This window comes from Cycloclasticus zancles 78-ME, from assembly GCF_000442595.1.
Lineage (GTDB): Bacteria > Pseudomonadota > Gammaproteobacteria > Methylococcales > Cycloclasticaceae > Cycloclasticus > Cycloclasticus pugetii.
Genome location: NC_021917.1, coordinates 1,998,330 through 2,023,991, shown reverse-complemented (window position 1 = coordinate 2,023,991; position 25,662 = coordinate 1,998,330). Strand labels below are relative to the sequence as shown.

Sequence of the window (25,662 nt, the reverse complement as noted above, 5' to 3'; positions counted from 1 at the left end):
TAGTGCAAAGGTCTTTGATATGCATAGTGATGATTACTTGTTTTTGCTAAGTTTGTGTATATGGTCGCTAATAAAAAATGCAGGGTCAACCTTGCTTTTATTAAGATAAATATTCCAATGCAAGTGGGCACCTGTTACTCGACCGGTGGTGCCAATTTCGGCTATTTTTTGCCCTTGTTTAACAGTGTCTCCTGTGCTGACAAAGGTTTTGTTTAAATGGAAGTAGCCGCTAATCAACCCCTGTCCATGATCAACCAATACTGTGTTGCCGTTAAAAAAATAATCCCCGACGTCTAGAATAGTGCCTGCAGCTGGTGAGGTAACAGGGGTGCCCGTAGGCGCTGCGATATCTAAGCCGCTATGTGGTTTTCTCGGTTGATTATTAAAAAAACGTTTTAAGCCAAACGGACTGCTGAGTCGGCCATGCGTTGGTAAGCTAAACTCAACTTGTGGGGGCGTGTCAGACCAAGTAGATAAGGCTTTAGAGAGCGTTTTTTTCTCGCGATTGATACGCTCCATATCCATTTTATTTGGGTTGATCATGCGTTTATTTTTGGGCGTTTTTTTTAAAGTAATGTATTGAGCTGGGTAGGTTTTATCGCTAACTTCAAATGTCGTGACTTGAGCCGTTTGTTGATCTAGCAATTTATGAGTGCCAGGTTTTGCTGACAAGGGAATTCCAACAATAGCCACCCATTGATTATTTTTAAGTAGGGTTAACACTTTATTATTTTGATAATAGAGGGCCGGCTGTGTTTGAGACTTCAGTGGAATAACGGCAATACCACCGGGTACGGGATGATGTTGAGGGAAAGCGTGCGCCGTTTGCATAAACAAAAGGCTAATAGCGAGTACATAAGCGTTAAGTGTTTTCATGGATACTTTCTATATTGGTTTTCAATACCCCATTCGTTAATTGAATATTGATTTTTTCACCTAAAACAACCTGATGAATATTTTTCACGATTGTACCATCAGCCTCACGCTTGCTGATGCTATAGCCTCGCGCTAAAGTAGCTAAGGGGCTGAGTGTCTCAAGCCCTTTGTTACAGTCGGTAAAACGTAAGCGTGCTTGTTGTAAGTTCAGTTGTATTGGTTTAGGTAAGCGTTGTTGAAGACGTATTAGCCGTTGTTCTAAAGCGTGTGCCTGATGACTAGGGTTATTGTTTAAGAGGCGGGCGCGTAGTTCGGATAGGCGGAGTTTTCGCTGTTGTAAAACACGTTGAGGTGTTTGCATTAAACGAGCATGGTAATCATCTAAGCGCTGGGCATGAGCTTGCAATTGTGCGCCTGGGTGGGAACGCTTTAATCGGTGGTGGAGGTGATTTAAGGTTTGTTTTTTATCTGATAAATGACTCGATAATGTATTTGTTAACTGCTTAGCTAAATAATTAAAATGACTCAGCCATTGGTGTTGGTCAGGGCTGACCCGTTCGGCTGCTGCGGAGGGTGTGGCGGCGCGATGATCCGCAACAAAGTCAGCGATGGTAAAGTCTACTTCATGACCAATGGCGCTAATAATCGGTATAGATGAGTGATAAATTGCTCGTGCAACAATTTCTTCATTAAAGGCCCATAAATCCTCTAATGAACCACCGCCACGAGCGAGAATAAGAACGTCACAATCTTTACGCTCATTAGCCAACTTGATGGCACTTACAATTTCGTTTTTAGCACCATCGCCTTGCACGGTAACGGGGTAAATCAGCACAGGTAAGGCGGGGAAACGGTTATTTAATACGGTTAAAATATCATGAATAGCCGCCCCGCTGGATGAGGTGATAACGCCGACTTTTTTGGCTAATTCAGGCAGTGGTTTTTTATGTTGCTCATCATAAAGCCCTTCGAGTGACAGTTTGTTTTTTAACATCTCAAACTGTTGTCGAAGAGCGCCTTCGCCAGCAGCTTCCATGTGTTCAGCAATTAACTGGAAATTTCCACGAGCCTCATAAAGGCTAACCCGAGCTTTTAAGGTAATGCGCATGCCATTGTCTGGTTTGAAACCTACTTTGCGAAGTTGGGCGCGAAACATGGCACATTGCACTTGGGCTTTATCGTCTTTTAAGGTGAAGTAAATATGCCCGGACACAGGACGAGATAAGTTAGATATTTCACCTTCGATGCAGAGTGTTAAAAATGTTCCCTCAAGCAAAATTCGTGTTTCCCGACACAACTCGGAGACGGTATAAATGTGTGTATTGTCGCGCATAATGTCGGAAAGCTATCTATTAGATGATTATTAACGGAGCATACCTTATAATGAGCTGCTTTTTCTACGACAAGCCCGAGATAATATGCGATTCGAACAAGAAGCTTTAACATTTGATGATGTTTTGTTGGTGCCAGCTCATTCTACGGTACTTCCTCGTGATGTCAGCCTGACAACACAGCTTACACGTGGCATTTCTCTAAATATTCCTATTCTATCTGCCGCGATGGATACAGTAACTGAGGCTCGTTTAGCCATTGCGTTGGCTCAAGAAGGCGGCATCGGCATTATTCATAAAAACATGACGGTTAAGCAGCAAGCGCTAGAGGTAATGAAGGTGAAGCGTTTTGAAAGTGGTGTTGTTAAAGACCCGATTACTGTTACGTCCGATACGACCATTCGAGATGTTATTGCAATAACCCGTCAACACAATATTTCAGGTGTTCCAGTTGTTAATGGCACAGACCTTGTGGGTATTGTAACCAGCCGTGATTTACGTTTTGAAACGCACCTAGATGGCTTAATTGAATCAGCGATGACGCCTAAAGAAAAGCTGGTTACTGTTCAAGAAGGGGCGAGTAAAGAAGAGGTCATTGGTCTGTTGCATAAACACCGTATTGAAAAAGTGTTGGTGGTGAATAAAAACTTCAAACTTTGCGGCATGATTACCGTTAAGGATATTCAAAAAGCTAAGGACTATCCGAAAGCATGTAAGGATAACCAAGAACGTCTTCGCGTTGGGGCAGCCGTTGGAACGGGGCATGGAACAGAAGAACGCATTGAAGCTCTAGTTGATGCTGGGGTTGATGTGGTTATTGTTGATACTGCCCATGGGCATTCTCAGGGCGTTTTAGATCGTGTTTCGTGGGTAAAAAAGAATTACCCCGATTTGCAAGTTATTGGTGGCAACATTGCTACCGCTGATGCAGCCTTAGCATTGGCAGATGCGGGTGCCGATGCGGTTAAAGTAGGTATTGGTCCAGGGTCTATTTGTACCACACGTATCGTTGCCGGTGTTGGTGTGCCACAAATTACAGCAGTTGATAATGCTGTTCAGGCATTGAAAGGAATGGGTATTCCCGTTATATCTGATGGAGGCGTACGCTACTCTGGCGATGTGGCAAAAATTATTGCTGCTGGCGCCAGCTCGGTAATGTTAGGTAGCCTACTTGCAGGTACAGAAGAAGCACCGGGCGAAGTGGAGTTATTTCAAGGCCGTTCCTACAAAAGCTATCGCGGTATGGGCTCATTAGGAGCGATGTCTCAACAAGAAGGGTCAAGTGATCGTTATTTCCAAGAAAGTAGTGATACTGAAAAGCTAGTGCCAGAAGGTATTGAAGGTCGCGTGGCTTATAAAGGCAGCATGGTCAGTATTGTACATCAGCTTATTGGCGGCTTACGCTCTAGTATGGGGTATACCGGCTGTGAAAGCATTGAAGAGATGCGGCATAAAGCAAAATTTGTTCGAGTTACCAGTGCTGGCATGCGTGAAAGCCATGTCCACGATGTGACGATTACCAAAGAAGCACCAAATTATCGTGTTGAACGATAATAAAGAGGTTTAGTTTGAATACACAGCAACACGAAGATATCCATTCTCATAAAATTCTAATTTTAGATTTTGGTTCGCAATACACACAATTAATTGCTCGACGCATACGCGAAATAGGTGTGTATTGTGAAATTTATCCATACGATGTTGAATCGCAATCGATTCGCGATTTTAAGGCGAATGGCATCATTTTGTCAGGTGGCCCCGAAACTGTTACAAATGGTGATGCGCCCCAAGCGCCCAGCATTGTTTTTGAATTATCTGTGCCTGTCTTAGGTATTTGTTATGGCATGCAGACAATGGCGGCTCAAATGGGTGGTCGTGTTGAGGCATCTGAGGTTAAAGAATTCGGTTATGCCAGTATTCGAGCACGTGGACATACAGAGTTATTAAGAGATATTGAAGATCATACCACGCCAGAGGGTTATGGCATGTTGGATGTGTGGATGAGCCACGGCGACAAAGTGGTTGAGCTGCCTGAAGGTTTCAAATTGATGGCAAGCACCGAAAGCGCTCCTATCGCAGGTATGGCTGATGAGGATAAACATTTTTACGGCCTACAGTTTCACCCGGAAGTAACGCATACAAAACAAGGAGGGCGAATTTTAAGTCGCTTTGTTTTGGATATTTGTCAGTGTGAGGCATTGTGGACGTCAAAAAACATTATTGACAGTAGTATTGAATCTGTTCGCGAACAAGTTGGTAACGAACAAGTGGTGTTAGGTTTATCGGGTGGTGTTGACTCTTCTGTTGTTGCTGCGTTATTGCATAAGGCGATTGGTCAACAGCTGATCTGTGTATTTGTTGATACGGGTTTGCTTCGTTTAAACGAAGGGGATCAAGTAATGGCCATGTTTGCTGAACACATGGGGGTTAATGTTATACGTGTTAATGCCGAACAACGCTACCTTGATAAATTAAAAGGTGTTTCTGACCCTGAAGAGAAAAGAATTATTATTGGTAATCTATTTGTTGAAATTTTTGATGAAGAATCAGCAAAGTTAACCAATGCAAAATGGTTGGCCCAAGGCACCATTTACCCGGATGTTATTGAGTCAGCAGGGGCTAAAACAGGTAAGGCGCATCTTATCAAGTCACACCATAATGTAGGTGGCTTACCAAAAGACATGAAGTTAAAGCTGGTTGAACCTTTACGTGAGCTTTTTAAAGATGAAGTTCGGCAAATTGGGGTGGAGCTTGGCTTACCATCGGATATGGTCTATCGTCACCCGTTTCCCGGTCCAGGCCTTGGCGTAAGAATATTAGGTGAAGTAAAAAAAGAATACGCAGATTTATTGCGTCTGGCCGATGACATCTTTATTAGCGAATTATATAAACACGACTTGTATCATAAAACTAGTCAGGCATTTGCGGTGTTTTTACCGGTTAAATCAGTGGGTGTTACTGGTGATGGTCGGCGCTATGAATATGTTATTGCATTACGTGCAGTTGAAACGATCGACTTTATGACAGCGCGTTGGGCGCAGCTTCCTTATGACTTTTTAGGACATGTGTCGAACCGTATTATTAATGAAATATCAGGTATTTCCCGTGTTACCTACGATATTTCAGGAAAGCCACCTGCCACGATAGAGTGGGAATAACTCCAGAAAACAGGTAACAGGCTGAATGAGTTTAAAATATTCAGCTTGTTACCTTTACTTCTTGTGCTATTAAGCTGTGTTAGGCAAATTCTTTCAACACTATAATTCGTGATACTCTTGCCCTTAAGTTAGGGGGTGAATAATGCCTATGCCGTGTCAAAAGTGCTATGTAGGGCACAAAAAATCGACAACTCCCTAATATTATTTAAAGCGTGTGGCAAAAAAATGCTATTTTGACCATAGCTACACCCTCATTGTATTGAACAGCACTACATAAGCGAGGGTTGGCAGAAAGCTTTATATATGCAGGCCTTTATGGAAGCTATGTGAAGTAACGCCAACATGCCACAAGATCAGCAGGAGTTTTAAAGATGAGTAATAAGTCCAGCCATAAACCAAGCTTGAAATGGCCCGTAAGAGTAAGAATTTTGCAGGCCCTCGTTGTTACGGTTGTTATTGGCCTAGCTGCTTGGCTGTGGTGGCTTGCACAAGCAAAGGGTTTGCCAGAAGGTTTTGCTGCAGGTAATGGGCGGATCGAAGCGGTAGAGATAGACGTTGCGGCTAAGACCGCAGGTCGGGTCAAGGATATTTTGGCTAACGAAGGTGATTTTGTCCAAGCTGGGCAGCAACTGGCAAGGATGGATGTGGCGGTTCTAGAGGCGCAACTGCGCGAGGAAGAAGCGCAACTGAGACGTGCACTTATCGGCATTGAAACCGCACAAAGCCATGTAACCCAGCGTGAAGCTGAGAAGCGGGCAAACGAAGCATTGATTGCTCAGAGGAAGGCTGAGCTTGATGCCGCGAAGAAACGCCTTATCCGTTCGCAAGAGTTAGTATTGAAAGGGGCTGGGCCTGTATCACAGCAAGATGATGACCGCGCCGCTTTTCAGGCCGCGAAGGCCGCCGTAAGTGCTGCTGAGGCTCAGGCGGCTGCCGCACAAGCTGCTATAGGGCGAGCTAAATCTGATGTTATTGGAGCAGAAGCTTCTGTGGAAGCGGTACGAGCGGGCATCCAGCGCATTCAAGCAGATATCGAAGACAGCGTCCTGAAGTCGCCGCGTGATGGCCGTATCCAATACCGTGTTGCACAGCCGGGCGAGGTGCTTTCTCCGGGGGGCGTGGTGCTGAACATGGTCGATCTAGCAGATGTTTATATGACTTTCTTTTTACCGACCGAGCAAGCTGGACGTGTCGCTTTAGGTGCCGAGGCTAGGCTCGTACTAGATGCAGCTTTGCAATATGTTGTCCCAGCCAAGATTTCCTTTGTTGCCGATGTGGCGCAGTTCACTCCCAAGGCAGTAGAAACGGAAGAAGAGCGTCAGAAGCTAATGTTCAGAATTAAGGCGCAGATTGACCCGCAACTGCTCAGGAAACATCTTTACCAAGTCAAAACCGGCCTTCCCGGTATGGCTTATGTACGGCTCGATTCGCAGGCAGGCTGGCCCCCTGAGCTGCAAGTCAAGCTGCCAAAATGAATCAAAATAACAGCGAAAAGACGAATAAGCACGATCAGTTAGCTATACCGGTTGCCCGCTTGCAAGCCGTCACCTTACGATACAAGAAGGCGCATGCGCTTGACGGCATTAACCTTGATATTCCAGCCGGTTGTATGGCTGGGTTGATTGGCCCAGATGGAGTTGGTAAATCGAGCTTGTTGGCGCTGATTGCCGGCGCTCGCGCAGTTCAAGATGGTAAGGTCGAGGTACTTAGCGGTGATATGGCGAATGCGCGCCACCGACGAAGCGTGGGGCCGCGGGTTGCTTATATGCCACAGGGCCTGGGGCGCAACCTCTATGCGACACTGTCAGTACGTGAGAACCTCGACTTCTTTGGTCGTCTGTTTGGGCATGACGGTGACGAAAGGGCGCGTCGAATCGAGGCGTTAACCGAAGCCACAGGGTTAAAGTCGTTTCTCGATAGAGCGGCAGGTAAACTTTCAGGTGGAATGAAGCAGAAGTTAGGCCTTTGTTGTGCATTGATTCACGACCCGGATCTCCTGATTCTTGACGAGCCGACTACCGGTGTCGATCCGCTCTCACGACGCCAGTTCTGGGAGTTGATTGACAGAATCCGTTTCTCTCGCCCCGGCATGAGTGTGCTAGTGGCAACCGCCTATATGGAGGAGGCAGCTCGCTTCGACTGGTTAGCCGCGATGTATGGTGGCCAGGTATTGGCTTGTGATAGCCCCGAAGGCTTGTTACAGGGTCAAGGAGTGGATTCGTTAGAGGCGGCATTTATCCAGTTGTTGCCAGAAGACAAACGACGAAACTATCGTGCTGTGGACATACCACCGCGACTGAAAGATGGTGCGGATACTGCGATTGAGGCGCAAGATTTGACCATGCGATTTGGTGACTTTACTGCGGTAGACCATGTCAACCTGCGTGTCCCACGAGGTGAGATTTTCGGCTTCCTAGGTTCGAATGGTTGCGGCAAGACCACGACCATGAAGATGTTGACAGGTCTTTTACCGCCGAGCGAAGGCCGGGCTTGGCTGTTTGGACAAGAGGTGGACCCACACGATCTTGCAACGCGCCGCCGCGTTGGTTATATGTCACAGTTCTTTTCGCTGTACACGGAGCTGACGGTACGACAGAACTTAGCGCTGCATGCCCGGCTGTTTCATGTGCCCGCCGCTGATATTTCGCGACGTGTGGAAGACATGATTGAGCGTTTTGACCTAGCCACCGTAGTGGATAGTTTGCCGGGTGGATTGCCTGTTGGTCTTAGGCAACGTTTATCGCTAGCGGTGGCGATGATCCACAAGCCAGAAATGTTAATCCTCGATGAGCCGACTTCGGGCGTCGACCCAGTTGCGCGCGATGCTTTTTGGCGTATGTTGGTTGAGCTGTCGCGTGATGATGGTGTGACTATTTTTATTTCTACCCATTTTATGAACGAAGCTGAACGTTGTGACCGTATTTCGCTGATGCATGCGGGTCAGGTGCTGGTAACTGACACGCCTGATGCTTTGATCAGGCAGCGGGGAGTGGAGACATTGGAAGAGGCGTTTGTGGCGCATTTAGAAGAAGCATCGGAGACAGAAACTGCTGAAAAACAAGCAGATGAGAGAGCATCGCTCGATTCAATAAATGCCTCGACAGCTCACGTTGAGTCGAAGGGTTGGCGGCGCTGGTTCGACTCTCGACGGATGATCAGTTATGCCCGACGAGAAGGGTTGGAGCTGCGCCGTGATCCGATACGGCTGACCTTAGCATTGGTCGGTAGCGTGATATTAATGTTCGTGATGGGCTACGGCATCAGCCTAGACGTGGAGGACCTTACGTTTGCGGTGCTAGATCGAGATCAGACGGCGATGAGTCGCGACTATACACTTAATCTTGCTGGCTCACGCTACTTCATTGAGCAAGCACCGATTACCAATGTTGCCGATTTGGATCGGCGAATGCGCGAAGGCGATATCAGTTTGGCCATTGAAATTCCGCAGGGCTTCGCGCGCGACATCGCCAGGGGGCGACAGGTCGAGATTGGTGCCTGGATTGATGGCGCGATGCCATCACGAGGTGAGACTACTCGAGGTTATGTGCAAGGGATTCATGCCCAGTGGCTCGCGACCAAGGCGCGTGAAGCCGGCTACGCTGAGGCTTTGGCAGGTCTCGTTAATATTGAGACTCGGTTCCGTTATAACCCAGATGTTAAAAGCCTAGTTGCTATGGTGCCGGCTGTTATTCCGCTTTTGTTGATGTTGATTCCGGCGATGCTCGCGGCGCTCAGCGTGGTCCGGGAGAAGGAGCTTGGCTCGATTACCAATTTTTATGTTACCCCAACAACGCGGCTCGAATTTCTGCTGGGTAAGCAGCTGCCTTATGTGATGCTATCTTTTTTGAGTTTTTTATTGCTGACACTGCTTGCGGTGACTGTTTTCGGTGTGCCGCTGAAGGGTAGCTTTCTGACCTTAGCAATAGGGGCACTGCTTTATGTTGGTTGTGCAACTGCGGTGGGTTTGCTGATCTCTACTTTCATGCGCAGCCAGATTGCGGCAATCTTCGGTACTGCAGTATTGACCATCCTGCCAGCAGCCAATTTTTCGGGCATGATTGATCCAGTGTCATCTTTAGAAGGAATGGGGCGGATGATTGGTGAGGTTTACCCAACGACTCATTTTTTAACAATCGCACGGGGTACTTTCTCAAAGGCGTTGAACTTTTCCGACCTGCATGCGTCTTTCCTTCCGTTGGTATTGGCTGTGCCGGTGTTGATCGGCTTGTCTGCCGTAATGCTTAAGAAGCAGGAGCGATAGTCCATGCGTCTTGCTAATATTTTCCACATTGGTGTTAAGGAGTTGCGCAGTGTCGTGCGTGATCCGATTATGCTTGTGTTGATCGTTTATGCCTTTACCGTTTCAGTTTACACGGCCGCTACGGCCATGCCGGAGAGTCTCAACAAGGCGCCGATTGCGGTTGTAAACGAGGATCGCTCTCCGCTGTCATGGCGTATTGTTAGTGCTTTTTACCCACCGTATTTTGTTCCGCCTGACGTGATTGATCAAGCACAGATGGATGCTCGCATGGATGCTGGCCTTGACACCTTTGCACTGGATATTCCGCCGAACTTTCAACGTGATGTGCTAGCGGGGCGGCGGCCAACGATTCAGCTTAATGTTGATGCCACGCGGATGAGCCAAGCCTTTACCGGTAGCCGATATATACAAACTATCGTTGCTGACGAAGTGCAGACCTTTGCGCAGCGCTACCGTGAGGTGCCTGAGTTGCCGGTCGACTTGGCGCTACGGGCGCGATTCAATCCCCAGCTTAATAAGTCGTGGTTTGGTGCGATTATGCAGGTCATCAACAACGTGACGATGTTGTCTATTGTTCTTACTGGCGCGGCGCTGATTCGCGAACGCGAGCACGGCACCGTCGAGCACCTGCTGGTAATGCCGGTTACGCCTTTTGAGATTATGACCAGCAAGGTCTGGGCAATGGGGCTGGTTGTACTTGTTGCTACCGCCTTTGCATTAACCGCGGTTGTGCAAGGCTGGCTGTCGGTGCCGATTCAAGGCTCACTGGGGTTATTCCTAGTTGGCGCGGCATTGCATTTGTTTGCGACTACCTCAATGGGTATTTTCCTCGGCACTGTCGCCCGTTCGATGCCACAGTTTGCTCTGCTACTGATGTTGGTGTTACTGCCGTTGCAGATGCTCTCCGGTGGCTCGACGCCGCGCGAGAGCATGCCGGAGCTAGTTCAATTGGTCATGTTTGCTGCACCGAATACACACTTTGTGATGCTTGCTCAGGCGATTCTCTATCGTGGCGCTGGTTTTGCCGCTGTCTGGCCGCAATTTCTTGCCATTACGGCGATCGGAGTCGTGCTGTTTTCACTTTCGCTATCACGCTTTCGGCGTACTATTAGTAGCATGGCATAAGAAGATTCTCTGGGCGATGAGTGAATGAGAGTAACGGCCTAACTGCTCGATTTACATAAAACTGGTAGCATTTATAGTGGTTATGTTAGTGATGTGGTAGGTTAGTTACATATGAATCAAACGCTCCTAAAGTACAAGTTAGTGTTGCTTCCATTAGTGTTGGTCATGCTTTTAGATTTTGCGTTGTTGGCGATTAACTACTATGTTACTGCTCAAATTGAAGTATCTGCTAAGAACATCAATATCGCGGGTCGACAGCGGATGTTATCGCAGAAAATTATAAAGTTAGCGTCTCTTATTCATAATTCATCGCAGCATCAGACAGTTCCTCTGGGTGATATGGATAAACTGGCTAAAGCAGTTGCCTTATTTGATGAAACATTAAATGCTTTTAGTGAAGGTGGTACGGCTACAGCGGCTTCAGGTGAGGTCATATTTATTGACAAGCTGGTTGATGAAGATGCTAGAGAACGCTTATTTGACGCTCAGTATATTTGGCGACCATTGCATGAGGAATTAAGCTATTTTCTATCATCTCAAGCAGTTTCAGCATCATTTTCCCACCAGATGATGAAGGACTTGGCTAAGCATGATGAAGAACTATTGAGCTTGATGAATGAACTAACCATTAGTTTAGAAGAAGAGGCTAAGGCTGAGACATTTTTTTTAAGAAGTATTCAAACAGCGACAGTTTTACTTATTTTTGTTTGCTTTTGTATTGCTACAATAAGACTTATTCGTAGAGAAGACTATTACGATAATCTGATGGAAAAAACGACAGATATTGTGATTGGGGTTGATGTTAAAACAGCGCTGACCACTTTTGTTAGTGGGTCTGTGGTTGAATTACTTGGCTTCAACCAACAACATTACCTTTTAAAGCCAGCGAGTTTGTTTTTTGTAAAAGAATCGAAAGCTGTTTTTTCGGAAATATTGGAGGCAGTTGATAAGACAGGCCGTTTACCTACTAGTCGGTGTGAGGTGCGATTGCTAAAAAGTGATGATAGTATTTTAGTCGCAGACATTGTGATGCAAACCGCGTTGAGTGAGAACGGCAAAAATGTAGAAGTTACGGCTGCCATTAGAGATATATCGGAAAGGAAAGCAGCTGAAGCCATTCTTATTGAGCAAGCACATAAAGACGAGTTAACGGGATTGCCCAATCGTATTGTGTTTTATGAGTTGGCGGAACATGCGCTTAGTATTGCGCAAAGAAATAAAACGAGACTGGCGATACTGTATATCGATTTAGATCAATTTAAACCTATTAACGATACCTATGGGCACGGTGTTGGCGATACGGTGTTGCAAACAACGGCGAATCGAATTGCTGCTTGCATTAGGAAATCTGACAGTGTTTTTCGTATTGGTGGCGATGAATTTATTGTGTTACTTGAAGGGCAAGTGGATGATGAGGGGGTAAGGAGTCTTGCCGAGAATATTATTCAATCAGTTTCTAACAGCATAATGGTCAACGGTGATAGTTGTCAGATTGGTGCCAGTATTGGCGTTGCATTTTATCCAGACGATGGCGCAGATATTGATGTGTTAACACAAAAGGCAGATAAAGCGATGTATACAGTGAAACATTCAGGACGAAACAATGTGGCCTTTGCTGAATAAATAATGCTTATGAATGATGAGGCTTGGATGCGCAGAGCGATCAATTTAGCGCATAAAGCAGAAGAAGTTGGTGAAGTACCTGTCGGTGCAATTATCGTCAAAGATAATGAGTGTATTTCTGAAGGTTATAACCTGCCTATAAAGAATAATGACCCAACTGCACATGCTGAAATAGTGGCTATTCGTGACGCTGGTCTGCAACTTGATAATTACCGCCTTGTTGATACAACCCTTTTTGTCACTCTTGAACCTTGCGTGATGTGTTTGGGGGCTATTCAACATGCGCGAATTAAACGCATTGTGTTTGGTGCGTTAGATGAAAAAAGGGGGGCTGTTTGTAGTGCGCTATCACTCACTAAAGCTAGTTATGCAAACCATCATGTTGAATGGACAGGGGGCGTGCTGGCAAAGGAGTGTTCTGAGTTATTAAGCGCTTTTTTTAAAAAAAGGCGTAAATGAAAGGGCTATAGGAAATGTTAAGGCAGTTATCAGCTTAATCACGATGGCTTACTATGTTATTTCAACTGTGTTGATTATAGCGCAAGGAAAATAATGGCAAAATACAGTGAAAAGAGGTGGCTTGCTAACGATGGAATGCCTATGCATGCCGTTAGGTGGCAGCCTGATGTTGAGCCGATAATGACGGTGTGTTTAATTCATGGTTTGGGCGAGCATAGTGGTCGCTACAAAGACATGGTTGAATACTATACATCCTGTGGTGTTGAGATTGTTTCGTTTGATTTGCGAGGGCATGGAAAGTCTGGTGGTCAACGTGGTCATAGTGCTGATTTTCAACAAATGATACGGGATATTAAGTGTTTTATAGATGAAGTATCAAATATTGACGTTGCCAAGCCCTGGTTTATCTACGGTCACAGCTTGGGTGCAACACTGACCATTCAATATGCGCTGTCACATCCAATTGGTTTCAAAGGCGTCGTGTTGAGTTCACCCTTGTTTAAACCTGCATTTGAGCCAGCTAAATGGAAATTACTATTGGGTCGACTTGTGCAAACAGGGTGGCCAACTTTATCGTTATCGAACGAGATAAACGAAGTCGCCTTATGTCGGGATAAAGAGATATTGAAAAGCCGAGCGGAAGATTCTTTAATTCATCACCGGATTTCAGCTCGATTAGGCATTCAAATGCTAAGTGAGGGCGAGCAACTGTTACGAAAAGCCTCAGAAGTGGACTTTCCAGTCTTGTTGATGCACGGTGATGCTGATGCGATCACAAGTCATACAGCGAGTACCATATTTTCTGAGCGCGTCGGTCAGCAATGCCGTTTGAAGATCTGGCAAGGTTTTTATCATGAACTTCATCATGAACCAGAGAAAGAAAAGGTTTTTGAGTACGGTTTAAATTGGATGAAAAGAGAGTTACAGCGCTTGTAACTCGATATTTAGTGTGGCGTCGGTATCAATTTTGTTTTGTTCATCACTTAATGAGTTAGGCTCAAGTTTTTTAAGCATTTTGATATATTGGCGAACATTATCAATATAGGTGACGGGTTCTTTACCACGTGCGTAGCCGTATTTTGTTTTTTGATACCACTCCTTTTCAGCAAGTAGTGGTAGTCGCTGTTTTACATCAATCCATTTGTCTGGGTCGCCGCCTTGTTGTTGGGTCAATATGCGCGCATCTTCTAAGTGGCCAAAACCAATATTATAAGCGGCCAAGGCCATCCATGTTCTGTCGGGTTCTTCGATCCGTTTAGGGATTTTTTTTATTCGAGTTGATAAATAATGTGCGCCGCCTTCAATGCTTTGCTCGGGGTCTAATCGATTAGTTACGTTCATTTGTTTGGCAGTGGCTTTAGTCAGCATCATAATGCCGCGAACACCCGTTGGCGAAACAGCGTGTTTGTTCCAGTGAGACTCTTGATAGGCAACAGCCGCTAGTAATTTCCAGTCAAGATTATATTTTTTTGCAGCTAAATGAAAAGACTTAATGAGCTTAGGGAGCCGAGTGTCAGCATGGTGCCAGAAGGTACAAATTCCAACGTAATCTAATTGTTTAGAATAGCCGAAGTGCTTGTCTTGTAGCTGCTCTAAGACACCGGTGGATTTAAGTTCTGCGAGAAATTTAACCGCTTCATTATATAAGCTGTGGTCTTCACCAAGAGGAAAAGCCCACGCTATTTTTTCAGGTTTTGAAATATCAAAAGCAACGTTTAAGTTGGGAAATTGACCGCGAATGAGTTGAAATTGATTGGAGTCGACGACGGTGTAGTCAAGTATATGATCGTTCACTAGAGAAACTAACTCTAGAACAGTTGAATCGGTGCTTTCTATCCAAGACAGGTTTTTATGTGTTTTTTGAATGCTACGTAAGTTTTCGGCATGACTGGTGTTGGCAATAACTTCTAAAAAAGAACCGCTCAGTTTCGCCACGGACTTAGGGCGACGCGTTCGATAATGATATACAAGCTGTTGCGTGACTTCGTAATAAGGCGGCGTGAAATGTAAGCGTTTTTTTCTGTCTGGGGTGATACTTAGTCCAGCAGCTACAAAATCAGCCTCATCCTCAGTTGATAATTGCACCAATTGTTGAAATTCTTTTGCAATAATGAAGCGTATATTAACACCGAGCTTTTCCGCAAACAGTGATGTTAATTCATACTCAAAACCATGGGTTCCGGCTTCGTCAATGATATACGTTGATGGATCTATTCGCGTCAGAACAACAAGCTCTCCACGGTTAAGTACTTTTTCTAATGATGAAGGCGCTGGTGTGCAGCCTGAAAGTACAGACACAGCAAGAAAAATAAAAACGTATTTTATGCGTGAGGGGCTAAGCATAACCGATAGGCTAAAGGGGGTTGTACATAAACGTAATGAATAAATTCTGATAAAGTTTTAGTGTTAGGTAGCTAGATATTAGCAAAAGCAGGGTATTTTACATAACCTAATTGAAAGTAGGGGCGCTCTGAATGAATGCTATAACTGGGTTATTGGTGAGTAATAATTAAAAAAGTTACGACAACCAGATTAGCAAACACTGCCGTGGTGCTAACCTGGTTGTTTAATAAGCCGACGTGAAACTTATAATTAGAGCCTGCCTCCTGAGTTGAAAGGCTTTAATTACTTAACTACTTGGTTGAGTTCGCCAGAGTCGTAACGAAGTACCATTTCTTCTAGGTTAATGGGTTTAATACTGCTTGCCTGTCCAGATGTTCCAAACGCGTCCATACGATCTTCGCATATACGTTGCATTGCGTCGGTTGATACAGCTAGGAACTTTCTAGGGTCAAAGTTTTTGGGGTTTTCTGCTAAGTGCCGCCTGATAGAACCAGTACTAGCTAAGCGTAAATCGGTGTCGATATTCACTTTTCGTACACCATACTTGATGCCCTGTTGGATTTCATTAACTGGTACGCCATAGGTTTCACCAAGGTCGCCGCCAAAATCATTGACAATTTTTAGCCAATCTTGAGGAACCGATGAAGAACCATGCATTACAAGGTGAGTATTAGGCAGTCTTGCGTGGATCTCTTTTATGCGTTGAATAGCTAAAGTATCGCCAGTTGGGGGTTTGGTAAACTTATAGGCACCATGACTGGTGCCAATGGCGATAGCCAATGCATCAACCCCCGTTTTTTTAACAAAATCAGCAGCTTCCTCAGGGTCGGTTAGCATTTGTTCGTGTGTTAAAACGCCAGAGGCGCCAACTCCATCTTCTTCACCTGCTTCACCAGTTTCAAGAGAGCCGAGACAACCGAGCTCACCTTCAACAGACACACCACAAGCGTGCGACATTTCAACTGTTTTCCTAGTAACCTCAACATTATATTCATAACTACTGGGTGTTTTGCCGTCAGCTTCTAAAGAACCATCCATCATGACAGAGGTAAAACCTAACTGAATAGACCGTTGGCAGATGGCAGGACTGGTGCCGTGATCTTGGTGAAAAACCACAGGAATGTGTGGGTACTGTTCAACCGCAGCGAGAATTAGGTGTTTTAGAAATGCTGAACCAGCATATTTTCTTGCCCCGGCAGAACCTTGAATAATAACAGGACTATTAGTTGCGTCTGCTGCTTGCATAACAGCATGAACCTGTTCCATGTTATTGGCATTAAAAGCTGGTACGCCGTAGTTGTTTTCAGCAGCGTGGTCGAGTAGTTGGCGTAGAGAAATTAAAGCCATTTGAAATCCCCTTATAGAATTAAGTTGTTTGGTGACGAATGAGTGTTATTCGTTGATAAGGCTAGTTTAACTTTTATGGCAGCGTGTTTCTATTTTAATAATGTTTCAACTATAAAAAAACCACTACCGAGTGGTAGTGGTTTCCAACATAGACTTAATTTGATGTTTATTTTTTTGGTGTTAGAGCCGCTGCGCTTTCTTTAACAATGTTAAGTACTTGCTCGTTATAAGCTTTCGTGTCTTCGAATAAAGATTTGCTATCAGCAACAAATTTTTCAAGGCTTGATTGAGCGAGTTCGACTTGCTCTTTGGCAAAAGCATTAAGTGCCTCAGGATTATTAATGTTAGTTGCTGCTTTGATGCGGGCTTCAGCTAATTCGGCATAGTTTTTAGCAGCTTCTTGTTGTGCCGCGGCCATTTTTTTAAAATGAGTTTTGTTTAATTCAATTAATTTAGTAATAGGGGCTGCAAAAGCATTAAAGTCGTTCATGAAATTTCTCCAAATAAGGTTGAGTAAATCTAATTTAAAACAAAGGTTAGAAAGGCCAGTTTAAAGTAAAATTTATTGCGTCGCAACATTTGTTTTGTGAGGTGCTTCAACCCTAATAAAAGGTAGCTAACAATAGTTAATTAAAGAAACAAAAAATAATCAGGCTATTTTTTTGTTTCTTTATCAATTTCTTTTTTTAGCTGAACGGTGCTTTCCTGAAAAAGTTTAATTACTTCAGCGTTATAGCCTGTCATGGTTTCAAACATAACACGGCTGTTATCTACCATTTTTTCATAGTTACTTTGGGCGAGTGCCATTTGATCGGTGACAAAACTAGCTAATGCAATAGGGTCTTTAATTTTTGTTGCAGTTTGCATGCGTTGCTGAACAAGTTTTTTATAATCTTCGGCTGCTTTTTTTTGAGCGTCCATGAGGGTGTCGAAGTGATGAGTATTTAATTCAACAAGTTTTGATATAGGTTGAGTGAAACTGTTTAAGTCCTTAATCATTATGATCTCCTGATAAATTTTCACTAAATACATGACGAATACTTTTTTGTATATCTAAGGCAGCCTGCTTGGGATCTCGAGCATCACGAATAGGTCGCCCAACTACAATATGGTCGGCTCCATTATAAAAGGCTTGTTCAACGCTGACGACTCGTTTTTGGTCGTCATCTGGCTTATTATCGACGGGTCGAATACCAGGCGAAACAACCAAGAAGTTTGGACCTAATGAGTCCCGTAGTCCTGGGGCCTCTAGTCCAGAAGAAATAACACCATCACAACCCAGTTCAATAGCTCGTTTGGCGCGTGAGGTGACGAGTTCTTCAACATCGCATTTAAACCCTAAGTCATCTAGGTCGCCCCTATCTAAACTGGTTAAGACGGTAACAGCAAGAACTTTCAGCTGGCCTTTTTGCTCGGCGGCAGCCTGCATAATGGCGTTGTTGCCGTGTATGGTGACAAAATCAACTTTCTTATCGCTAAGCTGTTTAACAGCACGACCAACTGTTGCAGGCACATCAAAAAATTTGAGATCAACAAAGATGCGTTTATTTTGTTCATTGAGCCAGTCGATTAGCTCAAAATAATCACCAGACATGAATAACTCAAGTCCAATTTTGTAGAAAATAACGCTGTCGCCTAATAGCGTGACTAACGCTTTAGCCTGTGGAATATCAGGGACATCCAAAGCAACGATGAGTCGTTCATTAACAGAAATAGGTTTGTTAGAAAGCCATGACATGAGGCGCCGCTCCATAGTGTTTAAAGTATGGTGGATATTATAACGCCCTGTCGCCCGCTTGCCGATGGAAATTTGTCATGGCATGGGTTAAGCAAATATTCAGCTTTTTGGTTATGATGTACGTTATTAATGATAAGACAATAGCTAGCATGGCGAAGTATTTAAACTAACATTATAGCTAGATAAGGAAGCCGTTAAATTAGGGTTTGGATTATGGGCATAAAAAAACATAAAAAGGGTTTAGGCCAGCAATTAAACCTTGCTTTGTTGATAGGAGCTATTTTTTTATCCGTCATCTCATCAGCTTTAATTTCATATAAAGCCTATGAGCAAGAGCGGGCCGATTATGTTCAACACGGTAAGAGAGTAGCTGAAGCTTTAATCGATCAGCTTTCAACTCCTTTTTCTGGCGGTATTGAAGAACTATTAGGCTATTTAGCGACCCCTTTTTTTAAACTTGAGGGTGTGCAAAGCATCATTATTTTTGATGCAGATTTCAAAGAAATATCATCAGTCAAAAAGAACACAGAGTATGAGTTAATAAGCGGCTGGCAAGATGTTGACTTGGAGGGAACGAGGCTAGAGCGTGAGACGGAACAAGCCTTTTACTTTACCGCTCGGCTCAATAATAATGGGGAAATACCTGCTGCTTACTTAATGCTGATACTTGATAAGCCGTCCTTAATTCAGTATGCCCAGACACTATTTGTCGCCAACGTAGGCATTATTATTGCGGTTGCGTTGGTTTTATTAGTACTGATGAGCTTGCTAGTTCGGCGTTTAACAAGGCCGTTAAAAGACTTTTCATCGATCATGATTCAAGCAGCATCAGGTGAGATCGGGCTTAGAGCCGAACATGAGGTTGCTGCGGAACTTGGCCATATGTCTGAAGCGTTCAACCAGATGATGAAGGTGCTGGAAACGCGAAGTAGTGAACTTGAACAGTCGAGGGATCAAGCCGTACAAACAGCTAAAATTAAATCAGATTTTGCAGCGAACCTAAACCATGAAATTAGAACGCCTCTTAATGGCATTTTGGGCATGGTTAATTTGCTCAAAGAAATGGGCTTGCCACAGCATCAGCATGAATACCTTGAGGTAGCCAGTAAATCAGGTGACTCCTTATTGCAAATGATCAATGATGTGTTGGACTTTAGTAAAATGGAATCGGGGAATTTTCAGCTGGCACTGGAGGATATTGATTTAAGGTTGTTGCTTGAACAGCTAGCGTTGTTATATGCAGAGAAAATACAAGTTAAAGATTTAGAGCTTTGTTTGGATTTGCCCACCGACAATGTAATGTTTGTTCGAGGTGATGCGGTAAGGATTCGACAAGTCATCAGTAATTTATTAAATAACGCGGTCAAATTCACAAGCCAGGGGCATATTACTTTATCAGCAAAAATTGTGTCATCCTCAAAGGGGCGTTCTTTGATTGAGATAGCAGTGACTGATACGGGTATTGGAATACCGGAAGGCGCATTAAGTGAAATTTTTAGGCCTTTTGGTCAGGTCAGTGCAGAAACAACCAATCAATATGGTGGAACCGGACTTGGATTGACGATCGTTAATCAAATGACAAAGTTAATGGGGGGCTCTGTATCGGTTACTAGTGAAGTCAATGAAGGGTCAAGCTTCAGAGTATTACTTCCAATGCAAACGCATAATATTTCCTTCGAAGAACCTGCCGATGAGGTTGAATTATTGAGTGGAAAACGGGTGATGTTAATTGAACCGTTTGAAGAAACTCAACATTATCTTGAAGGGATGTTCGATGCGTGGGGGGTTGAATGTCAAATAGTTAACAGTTTAGATGAGGCCATTTTCATCTTAAAGGACGAGTTAAAATCGGGCAGAGGGTTGGATAGCTGCCTGTTTAATGTTGATTATAGTTTGGGGGATATGACTGCGTTTTTAGCGAGTTTTAAGGCGAATGAAGAATTTTCTGGTACAAAGTTAATTCCGATGGTCCGGTTTGGTAGCAAAATTAGCTCTGCAGACGAAAGCTTGCCGTTATTTATAGGATCAATTGACCGCCCTGTACGGTATGAGAAGTTACGGATGACATTAATAGATGTATTCTCTGAAGGTAAGGGGAGCACGTCAGCGGAGATTGGGAAAAAACCCAAGATCAAGACATCAGATGTTTTGCAAAGTATAAAGGCCCTAGTTGTCGATGATAATGTGACTAACCAACTGGTAGCCGAGGCAACACTAAAGGAAATAGGTATATCGTCTGATGTGGCCAATGATGGTCTTGAAGCACTGAATGCTTTTAAAGAAAAAAACTATGATCTGATTTTGATGGATTGCAATATGCCAGTGATGGATGGGTATGAAGCAACTAAAGCAATCCGGGCGTTAGACCTTAAGTACCGGCAGCCGATTATTATTGCTTTAACGGCGAAAGATCAACCAGGCGACTTTGAACACTGTATTAATAGCGGGATGGATGACTATTTATTAAAGCCGTTTCAATTGTCAGCGTTATTGGCCAAGCTTGAAAAACTATTCGGTTTCCCTCTAATAGACGATGAATCATCAGGTATAGAGCTTGAAGTGTCAGAAGGCTCAGTAATTGTTGAATCGGCATTCAAGGAGCTCGTTGCTAATACTGGCAGTGGTATTCAACAAATTGTTCAATCCTATCTACTCGATACACCTATCTATATTGTTACCTTAATTGCCGCAATGGAGGCTGGTGATACAACAAAGTGTTTGGATGTGGCGCATAAAATTAAGGGCAGTTCACGTAACTTGGGGGCGGAAGATTTTGTATCTGTTTGTGTTGAAATAGAGGAAGCCTGGTCTCGTAACACTGTTGATGAGTCGATAATTGCGCCATTAGCTGAGCGGTTAGAAACAGAGTTCACCTTGGTTGAAGCATCTTTGAACAGCAAGTTAGCGACGTTAGAACTTTCAGATACAGAACAAACAAAGCGAACGAAAGAAGTGGTGTTAATTGTTGATGATGATCAAAGTACGCGAATGACGGTAGCAAGTGTTTTGGAACGCGAAGGGTATCAAGTTGAACTGGGTGCTAATGGTCGTGATGCAGTGAGGTTGTTTGAAGTGTTAAGGCCTAATGTGATTATCATGGATGCAATGATGCCCATTAAAGATGGTTTTGAGGCCTGTCGAGAAATCAAGGCAATGCAGGGTGGTTCGGATGTTCCAGTGCTTATAACCACAGCCCTAGAAAGTGAAAAATCTGTGGACTTAGCCTATGAAAGTGGCGCTGCTGATTTTGTACCCAAGCCGATAAACTTGTCAGTTTTAAGACAGCGAGTGAGACGTTTGTTAGACAAGCAGTTTGCTGATCAACATGTACATAAATTAGCTTATAAAGACGCATTAACGGGTCTACCCAATAGAACTGCTTTTGTTGAACAGTTTCAGCAAGAACTTGAACATGCCAAGAGGAAAAATTCAAAAGTGGCGGTTTTCTTTATTGATCTAGATCGGTTTAAAGATGTTAATGACAGCATGGGCCATGAAGCTGGTGATATTCTGTTGAAAGCGCTATCTGGGCGGCTAAAAAACTGTATCCGCTCAGGAGATATGTTGGCACGAATCGGTGGTGATGAATTTGTGGTTGTATTAAGTGATATGACCGGTAAAACAGCACCTGACCAGGTTGCTAAGGCCATGTTAAATGCGCTAAAAGAACCATTTAGCCTCGCCGGGAACGAGGTTTTTGCAGGGGTTAGTATTGGTTTGGCAATATACCCGGATGATGGTCTATCAAAAGAGACGTTGTTGAAAAATGCAGATACGGCGATGTATAGAGCAAAAGCCGCTGGGAGAAATACTTACCGTGCTTATACGCAGGAAATGAGTGAGGTATTAGAGCAAAGAATGCGTATTGAAACTGAGCTACGGAAAGTGTTGGCGGATAATGAGTTATCGCTGTACTTCCAACCGAAACAAGACACATCAACAGCGGAAGTGATAGGCTCAGAAGCATTAGTTAGGTGGGAGCACCGGTTAAGAGGAATGGTATCACCAGCTGAGTTTATACCTGTTGCCGAAGAAATGGGGCTGATTAAAGAAATTGGTTTGTGGGTGCTAGACACCGCGTGCGCAACAGCAAAAAAGTGGCAATTAGAATATGACTACTATGGCACTGTTGCAGTTAATGTATCCGCGGTACAGATGGCAGAGGAAAATTTTGTATCATTGGTTGGTATGTGTTTGGCTAAACATGAATTAGAACCAAAATACATAGAATTAGAAGTAACTGAAAGTATGGTGTTGGACAATATTGATGCGATGTTGGAAAAATTAAACGATATTGCAGCAATGGGCGTGAGTATTTCTATTGATGACTTTGGTACAGGGTATTCATCATTTAATTATCTTAAGCAGTTACCAGCGAACACCTTAAAATTGGACATGGAGTTCATCAAAGAGATACCAGAAAATGAAGCTGATATGGCTGTTGTTGATGGAATGATAGTGTTGGCACATAATTTAGGTATGAAGGTTGTGGCTGAAGGGGTTGAAGCACAAGATCAATATGATTTCCTAGCAGAGCATAGTTGTGACCTAGTTCAGGGCTATTTAATTAATAAGCCACTGTCGGAAGACGAATTTATCGCAGAGTATGCCCGTTCAGCTAAAGAAGTAGGTCGCGTTTAAGAAGAGTAACAACTGATCGTTAATGATGGCAGGCCTGCAACGGGTCGGTTATCCTAATGGTTTATTTTTAATAATAGAGTTTTTCGTGCATATTATTTACTTACATGGTTTTTGCAGTTCTGTAGATTCCTTTAAAGCGCAGTTAGTTAAAAGCTATATTGAGCGAAACAATGTTCATACCTTGTTTTTAAAAGATTTACCCCCTTCTCCAGCTCAAGCGATGTCCTTGGTTGAGGCGCACATAGCCTCGTTAGATGATCAATATTGGGGTGTTGTTGGTAGTTCTTTAGGGGGCTTTTATGCAACGTATTTAAGTCAAAAGTATGCCAAGAAAGCAGTGTTAATTAACCCCGCTGTTGATGCGCATTTGATACTTGAAAAAGCCTTGGGGAAGAATACTAATTATCATACCGGAGAGAGCTTTGATTTTACTCAAACGCATCTCCAGGAGTTGCAGCAGTTACACTTACCAAAGCTTCAGCAAGCGCAAAACTTACTGTTACTCACCAAAGTGGGTGATGAGGTGTTGGATTTTCAAAAAGGGGTTGATTACTACCAAGGTAGCGAGCAAGTGGTGCTTGAGGGCGGTGATCACGGCTTTGCTGATTACGAAAATTATTTAGAGAAAACATTCGACTTCTTAACTTCATAAAAGGTTAAGTTTCATCATAAATCGGTTGTTATACAGCCACCATGTTTCAAATCGGCATGGATTAATTGAATTAGGATAGAGAACATGATTGAAGGCCATTTAAAGAAAATGCTCAGCACCTTGAGTAACCCTGTTGAATATGTATTGCCCATCGGTGATGAGCGTATTGGCTTGAACCAATATTTGGGTAAAACCATCGCGTTAACCTATGAAGGTGAGATCAACTGTCTAAATTGTGGAAAACGAACAAAGAAAAGCTATAGCCAAGGCTTTTGTTATTATTGTATGACTAAGCTGGCTCAGTGTGATTTATGCATTATGAAACCTGAAACGTGTCACTATCACTTAGGTACGTGTCGAGAACCTCAATGGGGCGAAGAGTTTTGTTTTCAAGACCACTTTGTTTATTTAGCAAATTCATCTGGCTTAAAGGTTGGCATTACTCGCCATACACAGGTGCCAACGCGTTGGATTGACCAAGGAGCAACACAGGCCTTGCCCATTTTTAAGGTGCGAACACGTCTACAGTCTGGTCAAGTTGAGATGGCTTTAAAACAACACGTGTCGGATAAAACTGATTGGCGGAAGATGTTAAAAGGCCAAGCGGACCATAAAAACCTATATGAACATAGAGACCGCCTTATTGAGGCTGCAGCCTCTGAGTTAAGCAATATTCAGGCGGCTAATAAAGACGGGGATATAGAGTTAATAAAAGATGCTAAGCAGGTAGAGATTAATTACCCCGTTGTTGAATATCCTCAAAAGGTTACCTCCTTTAATTTTGATAAAACAGCTAGGGTCGAAGGCCGCTTAATGGGCATAAAAGGACAATATCTAATATTAGATAGCGGGGTCTTAAATATAAGAAAGTTCACCAGTTACAAGGTTCAATTTGATGCATAAAACAGACAAGGCGCCTAGCGTCATTATTTTTTCACAAGGCGATGAAGTGATTACAGGTGCTTTGGTAGACACCAATGCTGCTTTTTTGGCTGATCAGTGTCGCCTGTTAGGCTTCGATGTTATTAGGCATATTACTGTTTCGGATGACTTGGCAGACTTGGTTCAGGTGCTTAAAGAAGTAGATGCGATGGCTGATGTTTGTTTGTGTACTGGTGGTTTAGGGCCAACACAAGATGATTTAACCGCCGAGGCCTTTGCTCAAGCCTTTCAAGTAGAGCTTGAAATGGATAGTGAGGCTTTAGTGATGATTGCTGAGTTTTTCGCGCAATTAAAAATGCCTATGGCCGATGTAAATAAGAAGCAAGCACTGTTGCCCACAAATTCGACACGAATTGATAATCGTTGGGGAACGGCGCCTGGGTTTAGTGCCGTCGGTCAGCAGTGCCGGTTTTACTTTATGCCAGGTGTACCGTATGAAATGAAACAGATGATGGAGACGTTTGTGTTGGCCGATTTACAGCGCCAATTTAAGCTGGAACAGCCCCGTTTGATTACATTTCGAAGCATGGGCATGGGAGAGTCTGATATCCAGCAAGCCGTTAATAGCTTAGAGATTGACAATGATATTCGCGTGAGTTTTAGAGCGGGCATGCCAGAGAATGAATTAAAGCTACTCTTTCCACAAAGCCATACCAAAGAGCAGGTTCAATATTGGGTTGATAACGTTAGTGATGCATTGGGTGCTAGCCTTTTTGCCATTGATGGCTGGGGTCAATCAGTCAGTAATTTACCGGATTGTGTCGATCAGTTAATGACCGAAAAAAAGTTGACACTGAGTCTTATTGAAACCTTATCGCAGGGTGATATCGCCCGCCAGTGCCAAGCAGATTGGCTATTAACTTCAGCTGTTTATCCAAAAGTTTCAGGCATACAAACTGCGTTTAGCACGGTGCAGCAACCCATTGGTGAAGCGTTGGCGCTTGAGATAGCAAAGGAAAATCGTGCTCGGCATAAAACAGCGTTAAGCCTTGTGCAACTACATAAGAAAGTAAATGATACAACAGTGGCTGTTTTTACCGCAGTAGCAGATGCTCACGGCCACATTTCAAGCACAAAGGAAGTGTGGGGGAGAGCGCTACGTCAACAAACAGTAGCGTCAGCACTTGCGTTCAATTTAATTAGAAAATTTATTCAAAATCAATAAT

19 protein-coding genes are annotated in these 25,662 nt (G+C 43.8%); 12 read left to right on the top strand and 7 right to left on the bottom strand.

Annotated features, from left to right (window positions below; translation table 11 throughout):
- Positions 1 to 33 precede the first annotated feature (33 nt).
- Positions 34 to 876 carry a peptidoglycan DD-metalloendopeptidase family protein gene (locus tag CYCME_RS09670; protein WP_020932896.1) on the bottom strand — a complete coding sequence of 281 codons (843 nt, stop codon included), beginning with the start codon at positions 874 to 876 and terminating at the stop codon, positions 34 to 36.
- Positions 863 to 2,209 (bottom strand): exodeoxyribonuclease VII large subunit, encoded by a 1,347-nt coding sequence (gene xseA / locus CYCME_RS09665; RefSeq protein ID WP_015005423.1) that lies wholly within the window; start codon positions 2,207 to 2,209, stop codon positions 863 to 865. The genes CYCME_RS09670 and xseA overlap by 14 nt, the downstream gene beginning before the upstream one ends.
- A gap of 85 nt (positions 2,210 to 2,294) precedes the next feature.
- Here xseA and guaB point away from each other — a divergent pair, with 85 nt between their 5' ends.
- From guaB to CYCME_RS09625, 8 genes are all read left to right on the top strand, one after another.
- Positions 2,295 to 3,761, top strand: coding sequence for an IMP dehydrogenase (guaB, locus tag CYCME_RS09660; protein WP_015005424.1), 1,467 nt, complete (start codon positions 2,295 to 2,297; stop codon positions 3,759 to 3,761).
- A gap of 14 nt (positions 3,762 to 3,775) precedes the next feature.
- Complete coding sequence (guaA, locus tag CYCME_RS09655; RefSeq protein WP_020932895.1) at positions 3,776 to 5,365, top strand: glutamine-hydrolyzing GMP synthase; 1,590 nt, start codon at positions 3,776 to 3,778, stop codon at positions 5,363 to 5,365.
- A gap of 371 nt (positions 5,366 to 5,736) precedes the next feature.
- Entirely contained in the window at positions 5,737 to 6,840 is a 1,104-nt protein-coding gene (locus CYCME_RS09650) for an HlyD family secretion protein (protein WP_016389743.1), read from the top strand.
- Positions 6,837 to 9,626: a ribosome-associated ATPase/putative transporter RbbA gene (rbbA, locus tag CYCME_RS09645; RefSeq protein WP_020932894.1), complete on the top strand. Its 2,790-nt coding sequence runs from the start codon at positions 6,837 to 6,839 to the stop codon at positions 9,624 to 9,626. The genes CYCME_RS09650 and rbbA overlap by 4 nt, the downstream gene beginning before the upstream one ends.
- A 3-nt stretch (positions 9,627 to 9,629) precedes the next feature.
- The gene (locus CYCME_RS09640) at positions 9,630 to 10,751 is read left to right on the top strand and encodes an ABC transporter permease (RefSeq protein WP_020161895.1); all 1,122 of its coding nucleotides are present in this window, start codon (positions 9,630 to 9,632) and stop codon (positions 10,749 to 10,751) included.
- Between the two features lie 111 nt (positions 10,752 to 10,862).
- A complete protein-coding gene (locus tag CYCME_RS09635; RefSeq protein ID WP_020161896.1) occupies positions 10,863 to 12,374 on the top strand; it encodes a diguanylate cyclase domain-containing protein in 1,512 nt (503 codons plus the stop codon).
- Positions 12,375 to 12,377: 3 nt separating this feature from the next.
- The gene (gene tadA / locus CYCME_RS09630; RefSeq protein ID WP_015005430.1) at positions 12,378 to 12,833 is read left to right on the top strand and encodes a tRNA adenosine(34) deaminase TadA; all 456 of its coding nucleotides are present in this window, start codon (positions 12,378 to 12,380) and stop codon (positions 12,831 to 12,833) included.
- Positions 12,834 to 12,926: 93 nt separating this feature from the next.
- Entirely contained in the window at positions 12,927 to 13,769 is an 843-nt protein-coding gene (locus tag CYCME_RS09625) for an alpha/beta hydrolase (protein WP_020932892.1), read from the top strand.
- Here CYCME_RS09625 and mltF read toward each other — a convergent pair.
- From mltF to pyrF, 5 genes are all read right to left on the bottom strand, one after another.
- Positions 13,755 to 15,176 carry a membrane-bound lytic murein transglycosylase MltF gene (gene mltF, locus CYCME_RS09620; protein WP_020932891.1) on the bottom strand — a complete coding sequence of 474 codons (1,422 nt, stop codon included), beginning with the start codon at positions 15,174 to 15,176 and terminating at the stop codon, positions 13,755 to 13,757. The genes CYCME_RS09625 and mltF overlap by 15 nt on opposite strands.
- A gap of 282 nt (positions 15,177 to 15,458) precedes the next feature.
- Positions 15,459 to 16,523, bottom strand: a complete 1,065-nt coding sequence (gene fba / locus CYCME_RS09615) for a class II fructose-bisphosphate aldolase (RefSeq protein WP_015005433.1) — start codon at positions 16,521 to 16,523, stop codon at positions 15,459 to 15,461.
- Between the two features lie 166 nt (positions 16,524 to 16,689).
- Entirely contained in the window at positions 16,690 to 17,013 is a 324-nt protein-coding gene (locus CYCME_RS09610; protein WP_016389738.1) for a phasin family protein, read from the bottom strand.
- Positions 17,014 to 17,177: 164 nt separating this feature from the next.
- On the bottom strand, positions 17,178 to 17,522 hold the full coding sequence (locus tag CYCME_RS09605; RefSeq protein WP_015005434.1) for a phasin family protein: 345 nt from the start codon (positions 17,520 to 17,522) through the stop codon (positions 17,178 to 17,180).
- Complete coding sequence (pyrF, locus tag CYCME_RS09600) at positions 17,515 to 18,261, bottom strand: orotidine-5'-phosphate decarboxylase (protein WP_020932890.1); 747 nt, start codon at positions 18,259 to 18,261, stop codon at positions 17,515 to 17,517. The genes CYCME_RS09605 and pyrF overlap by 8 nt, the downstream gene beginning before the upstream one ends.
- Positions 18,262 to 18,474: 213 nt before the next feature.
- Here pyrF and CYCME_RS09595 point away from each other — a divergent pair, with 213 nt between their 5' ends.
- The 4 genes from CYCME_RS09595 (at position 18,475) to CYCME_RS09580 (ending at position 25,661) form a co-directional block, all read left to right on the top strand.
- Positions 18,475 to 22,902 carry an EAL domain-containing protein gene (locus CYCME_RS09595; protein ID WP_020932889.1) on the top strand — a complete coding sequence of 1,476 codons (4,428 nt, stop codon included), beginning with the start codon at positions 18,475 to 18,477 and terminating at the stop codon, positions 22,900 to 22,902.
- Between the two features lie 22 nt (positions 22,903 to 22,924).
- Positions 22,925 to 23,554 (top strand): YqiA/YcfP family alpha/beta fold hydrolase, encoded by a 630-nt coding sequence (locus CYCME_RS09590; protein ID WP_041932956.1) that lies wholly within the window; start codon positions 22,925 to 22,927, stop codon positions 23,552 to 23,554.
- 84 nt (positions 23,555 to 23,638) lie between these two features.
- The gene (locus tag CYCME_RS09585; RefSeq protein ID WP_015005438.1) at positions 23,639 to 24,457 is read left to right on the top strand and encodes a DUF2797 domain-containing protein; all 819 of its coding nucleotides are present in this window, start codon (positions 23,639 to 23,641) and stop codon (positions 24,455 to 24,457) included.
- The gene (locus CYCME_RS09580) at positions 24,450 to 25,661 is read left to right on the top strand and encodes a competence/damage-inducible protein A (protein ID WP_020932887.1); all 1,212 of its coding nucleotides are present in this window, start codon (positions 24,450 to 24,452) and stop codon (positions 25,659 to 25,661) included. Before CYCME_RS09585 ends, CYCME_RS09580 begins: the two co-directional genes overlap by 8 nt.
- The last annotated feature ends 1 nt before the right edge of the window (position 25,662 follow it).

Bases quoted from the DNA above. Each gene is read 5' to 3' on its own strand.
- CYCME_RS09640 (WP_020161895.1), top strand. From the start codon at position 9,630: ATGCGTCTTGCTAATATTTTCCACATTGGTGTTAAGGAGTTGCGCAGT.
- CYCME_RS09610 (WP_016389738.1), bottom strand. From the start codon at position 17,013: ATGAACGACTTTAATGCTTTTGCAGCCCCTATTACTAAATTAATTGAA.
- CYCME_RS09650 (WP_016389743.1), top strand. From the start codon at position 5,737: ATGAGTAATAAGTCCAGCCATAAACCAAGCTTGAAATGGCCCGTAAGA.
- CYCME_RS09670 (WP_020932896.1), bottom strand. From the start codon at position 876: ATGAAAACACTTAACGCTTATGTACTCGCTATTAGCCTTTTGTTTATG.
- CYCME_RS09625 (WP_020932892.1), top strand. From the start codon at position 12,927: ATGGCAAAATACAGTGAAAAGAGGTGGCTTGCTAACGATGGAATGCCT.
- xseA (WP_015005423.1), bottom strand. From the start codon at position 2,209: ATGCGCGACAATACACACATTTATACCGTCTCCGAGTTGTGTCGGGAA.
- CYCME_RS09635 (WP_020161896.1), top strand. From the start codon at position 10,863: ATGAATCAAACGCTCCTAAAGTACAAGTTAGTGTTGCTTCCATTAGTG.
- pyrF (WP_020932890.1), bottom strand. From the start codon at position 18,261: ATGTCATGGCTTTCTAACAAACCTATTTCTGTTAATGAACGACTCATC.
- rbbA (WP_020932894.1), top strand. From the start codon at position 6,837: ATGAATCAAAATAACAGCGAAAAGACGAATAAGCACGATCAGTTAGCT.
- mltF (WP_020932891.1), bottom strand. From the start codon at position 15,176: ATGCTTAGCCCCTCACGCATAAAATACGTTTTTATTTTTCTTGCTGTG.
- CYCME_RS09590 (WP_041932956.1), top strand. From the start codon at position 22,925: ATGATGGCAGGCCTGCAACGGGTCGGTTATCCTAATGGTTTATTTTTA.
- CYCME_RS09605 (WP_015005434.1), bottom strand. From the start codon at position 17,522: ATGATTAAGGACTTAAACAGTTTCACTCAACCTATATCAAAACTTGTT.
- CYCME_RS09595 (WP_020932889.1), top strand. From the start codon at position 18,475: ATGGGCATAAAAAAACATAAAAAGGGTTTAGGCCAGCAATTAAACCTT.
- fba (WP_015005433.1), bottom strand. From the start codon at position 16,523: ATGGCTTTAATTTCTCTACGCCAACTACTCGACCACGCTGCTGAAAAC.
- CYCME_RS09585 (WP_015005438.1), top strand. From the start codon at position 23,639: ATGATTGAAGGCCATTTAAAGAAAATGCTCAGCACCTTGAGTAACCCT.
- guaB (WP_015005424.1), top strand. From the start codon at position 2,295: ATGCGATTCGAACAAGAAGCTTTAACATTTGATGATGTTTTGTTGGTG.
- tadA (WP_015005430.1), top strand. From the start codon at position 12,378: ATGCTTATGAATGATGAGGCTTGGATGCGCAGAGCGATCAATTTAGCG.
- CYCME_RS09580 (WP_020932887.1), top strand. From the start codon at position 24,450: ATGCATAAAACAGACAAGGCGCCTAGCGTCATTATTTTTTCACAAGGC.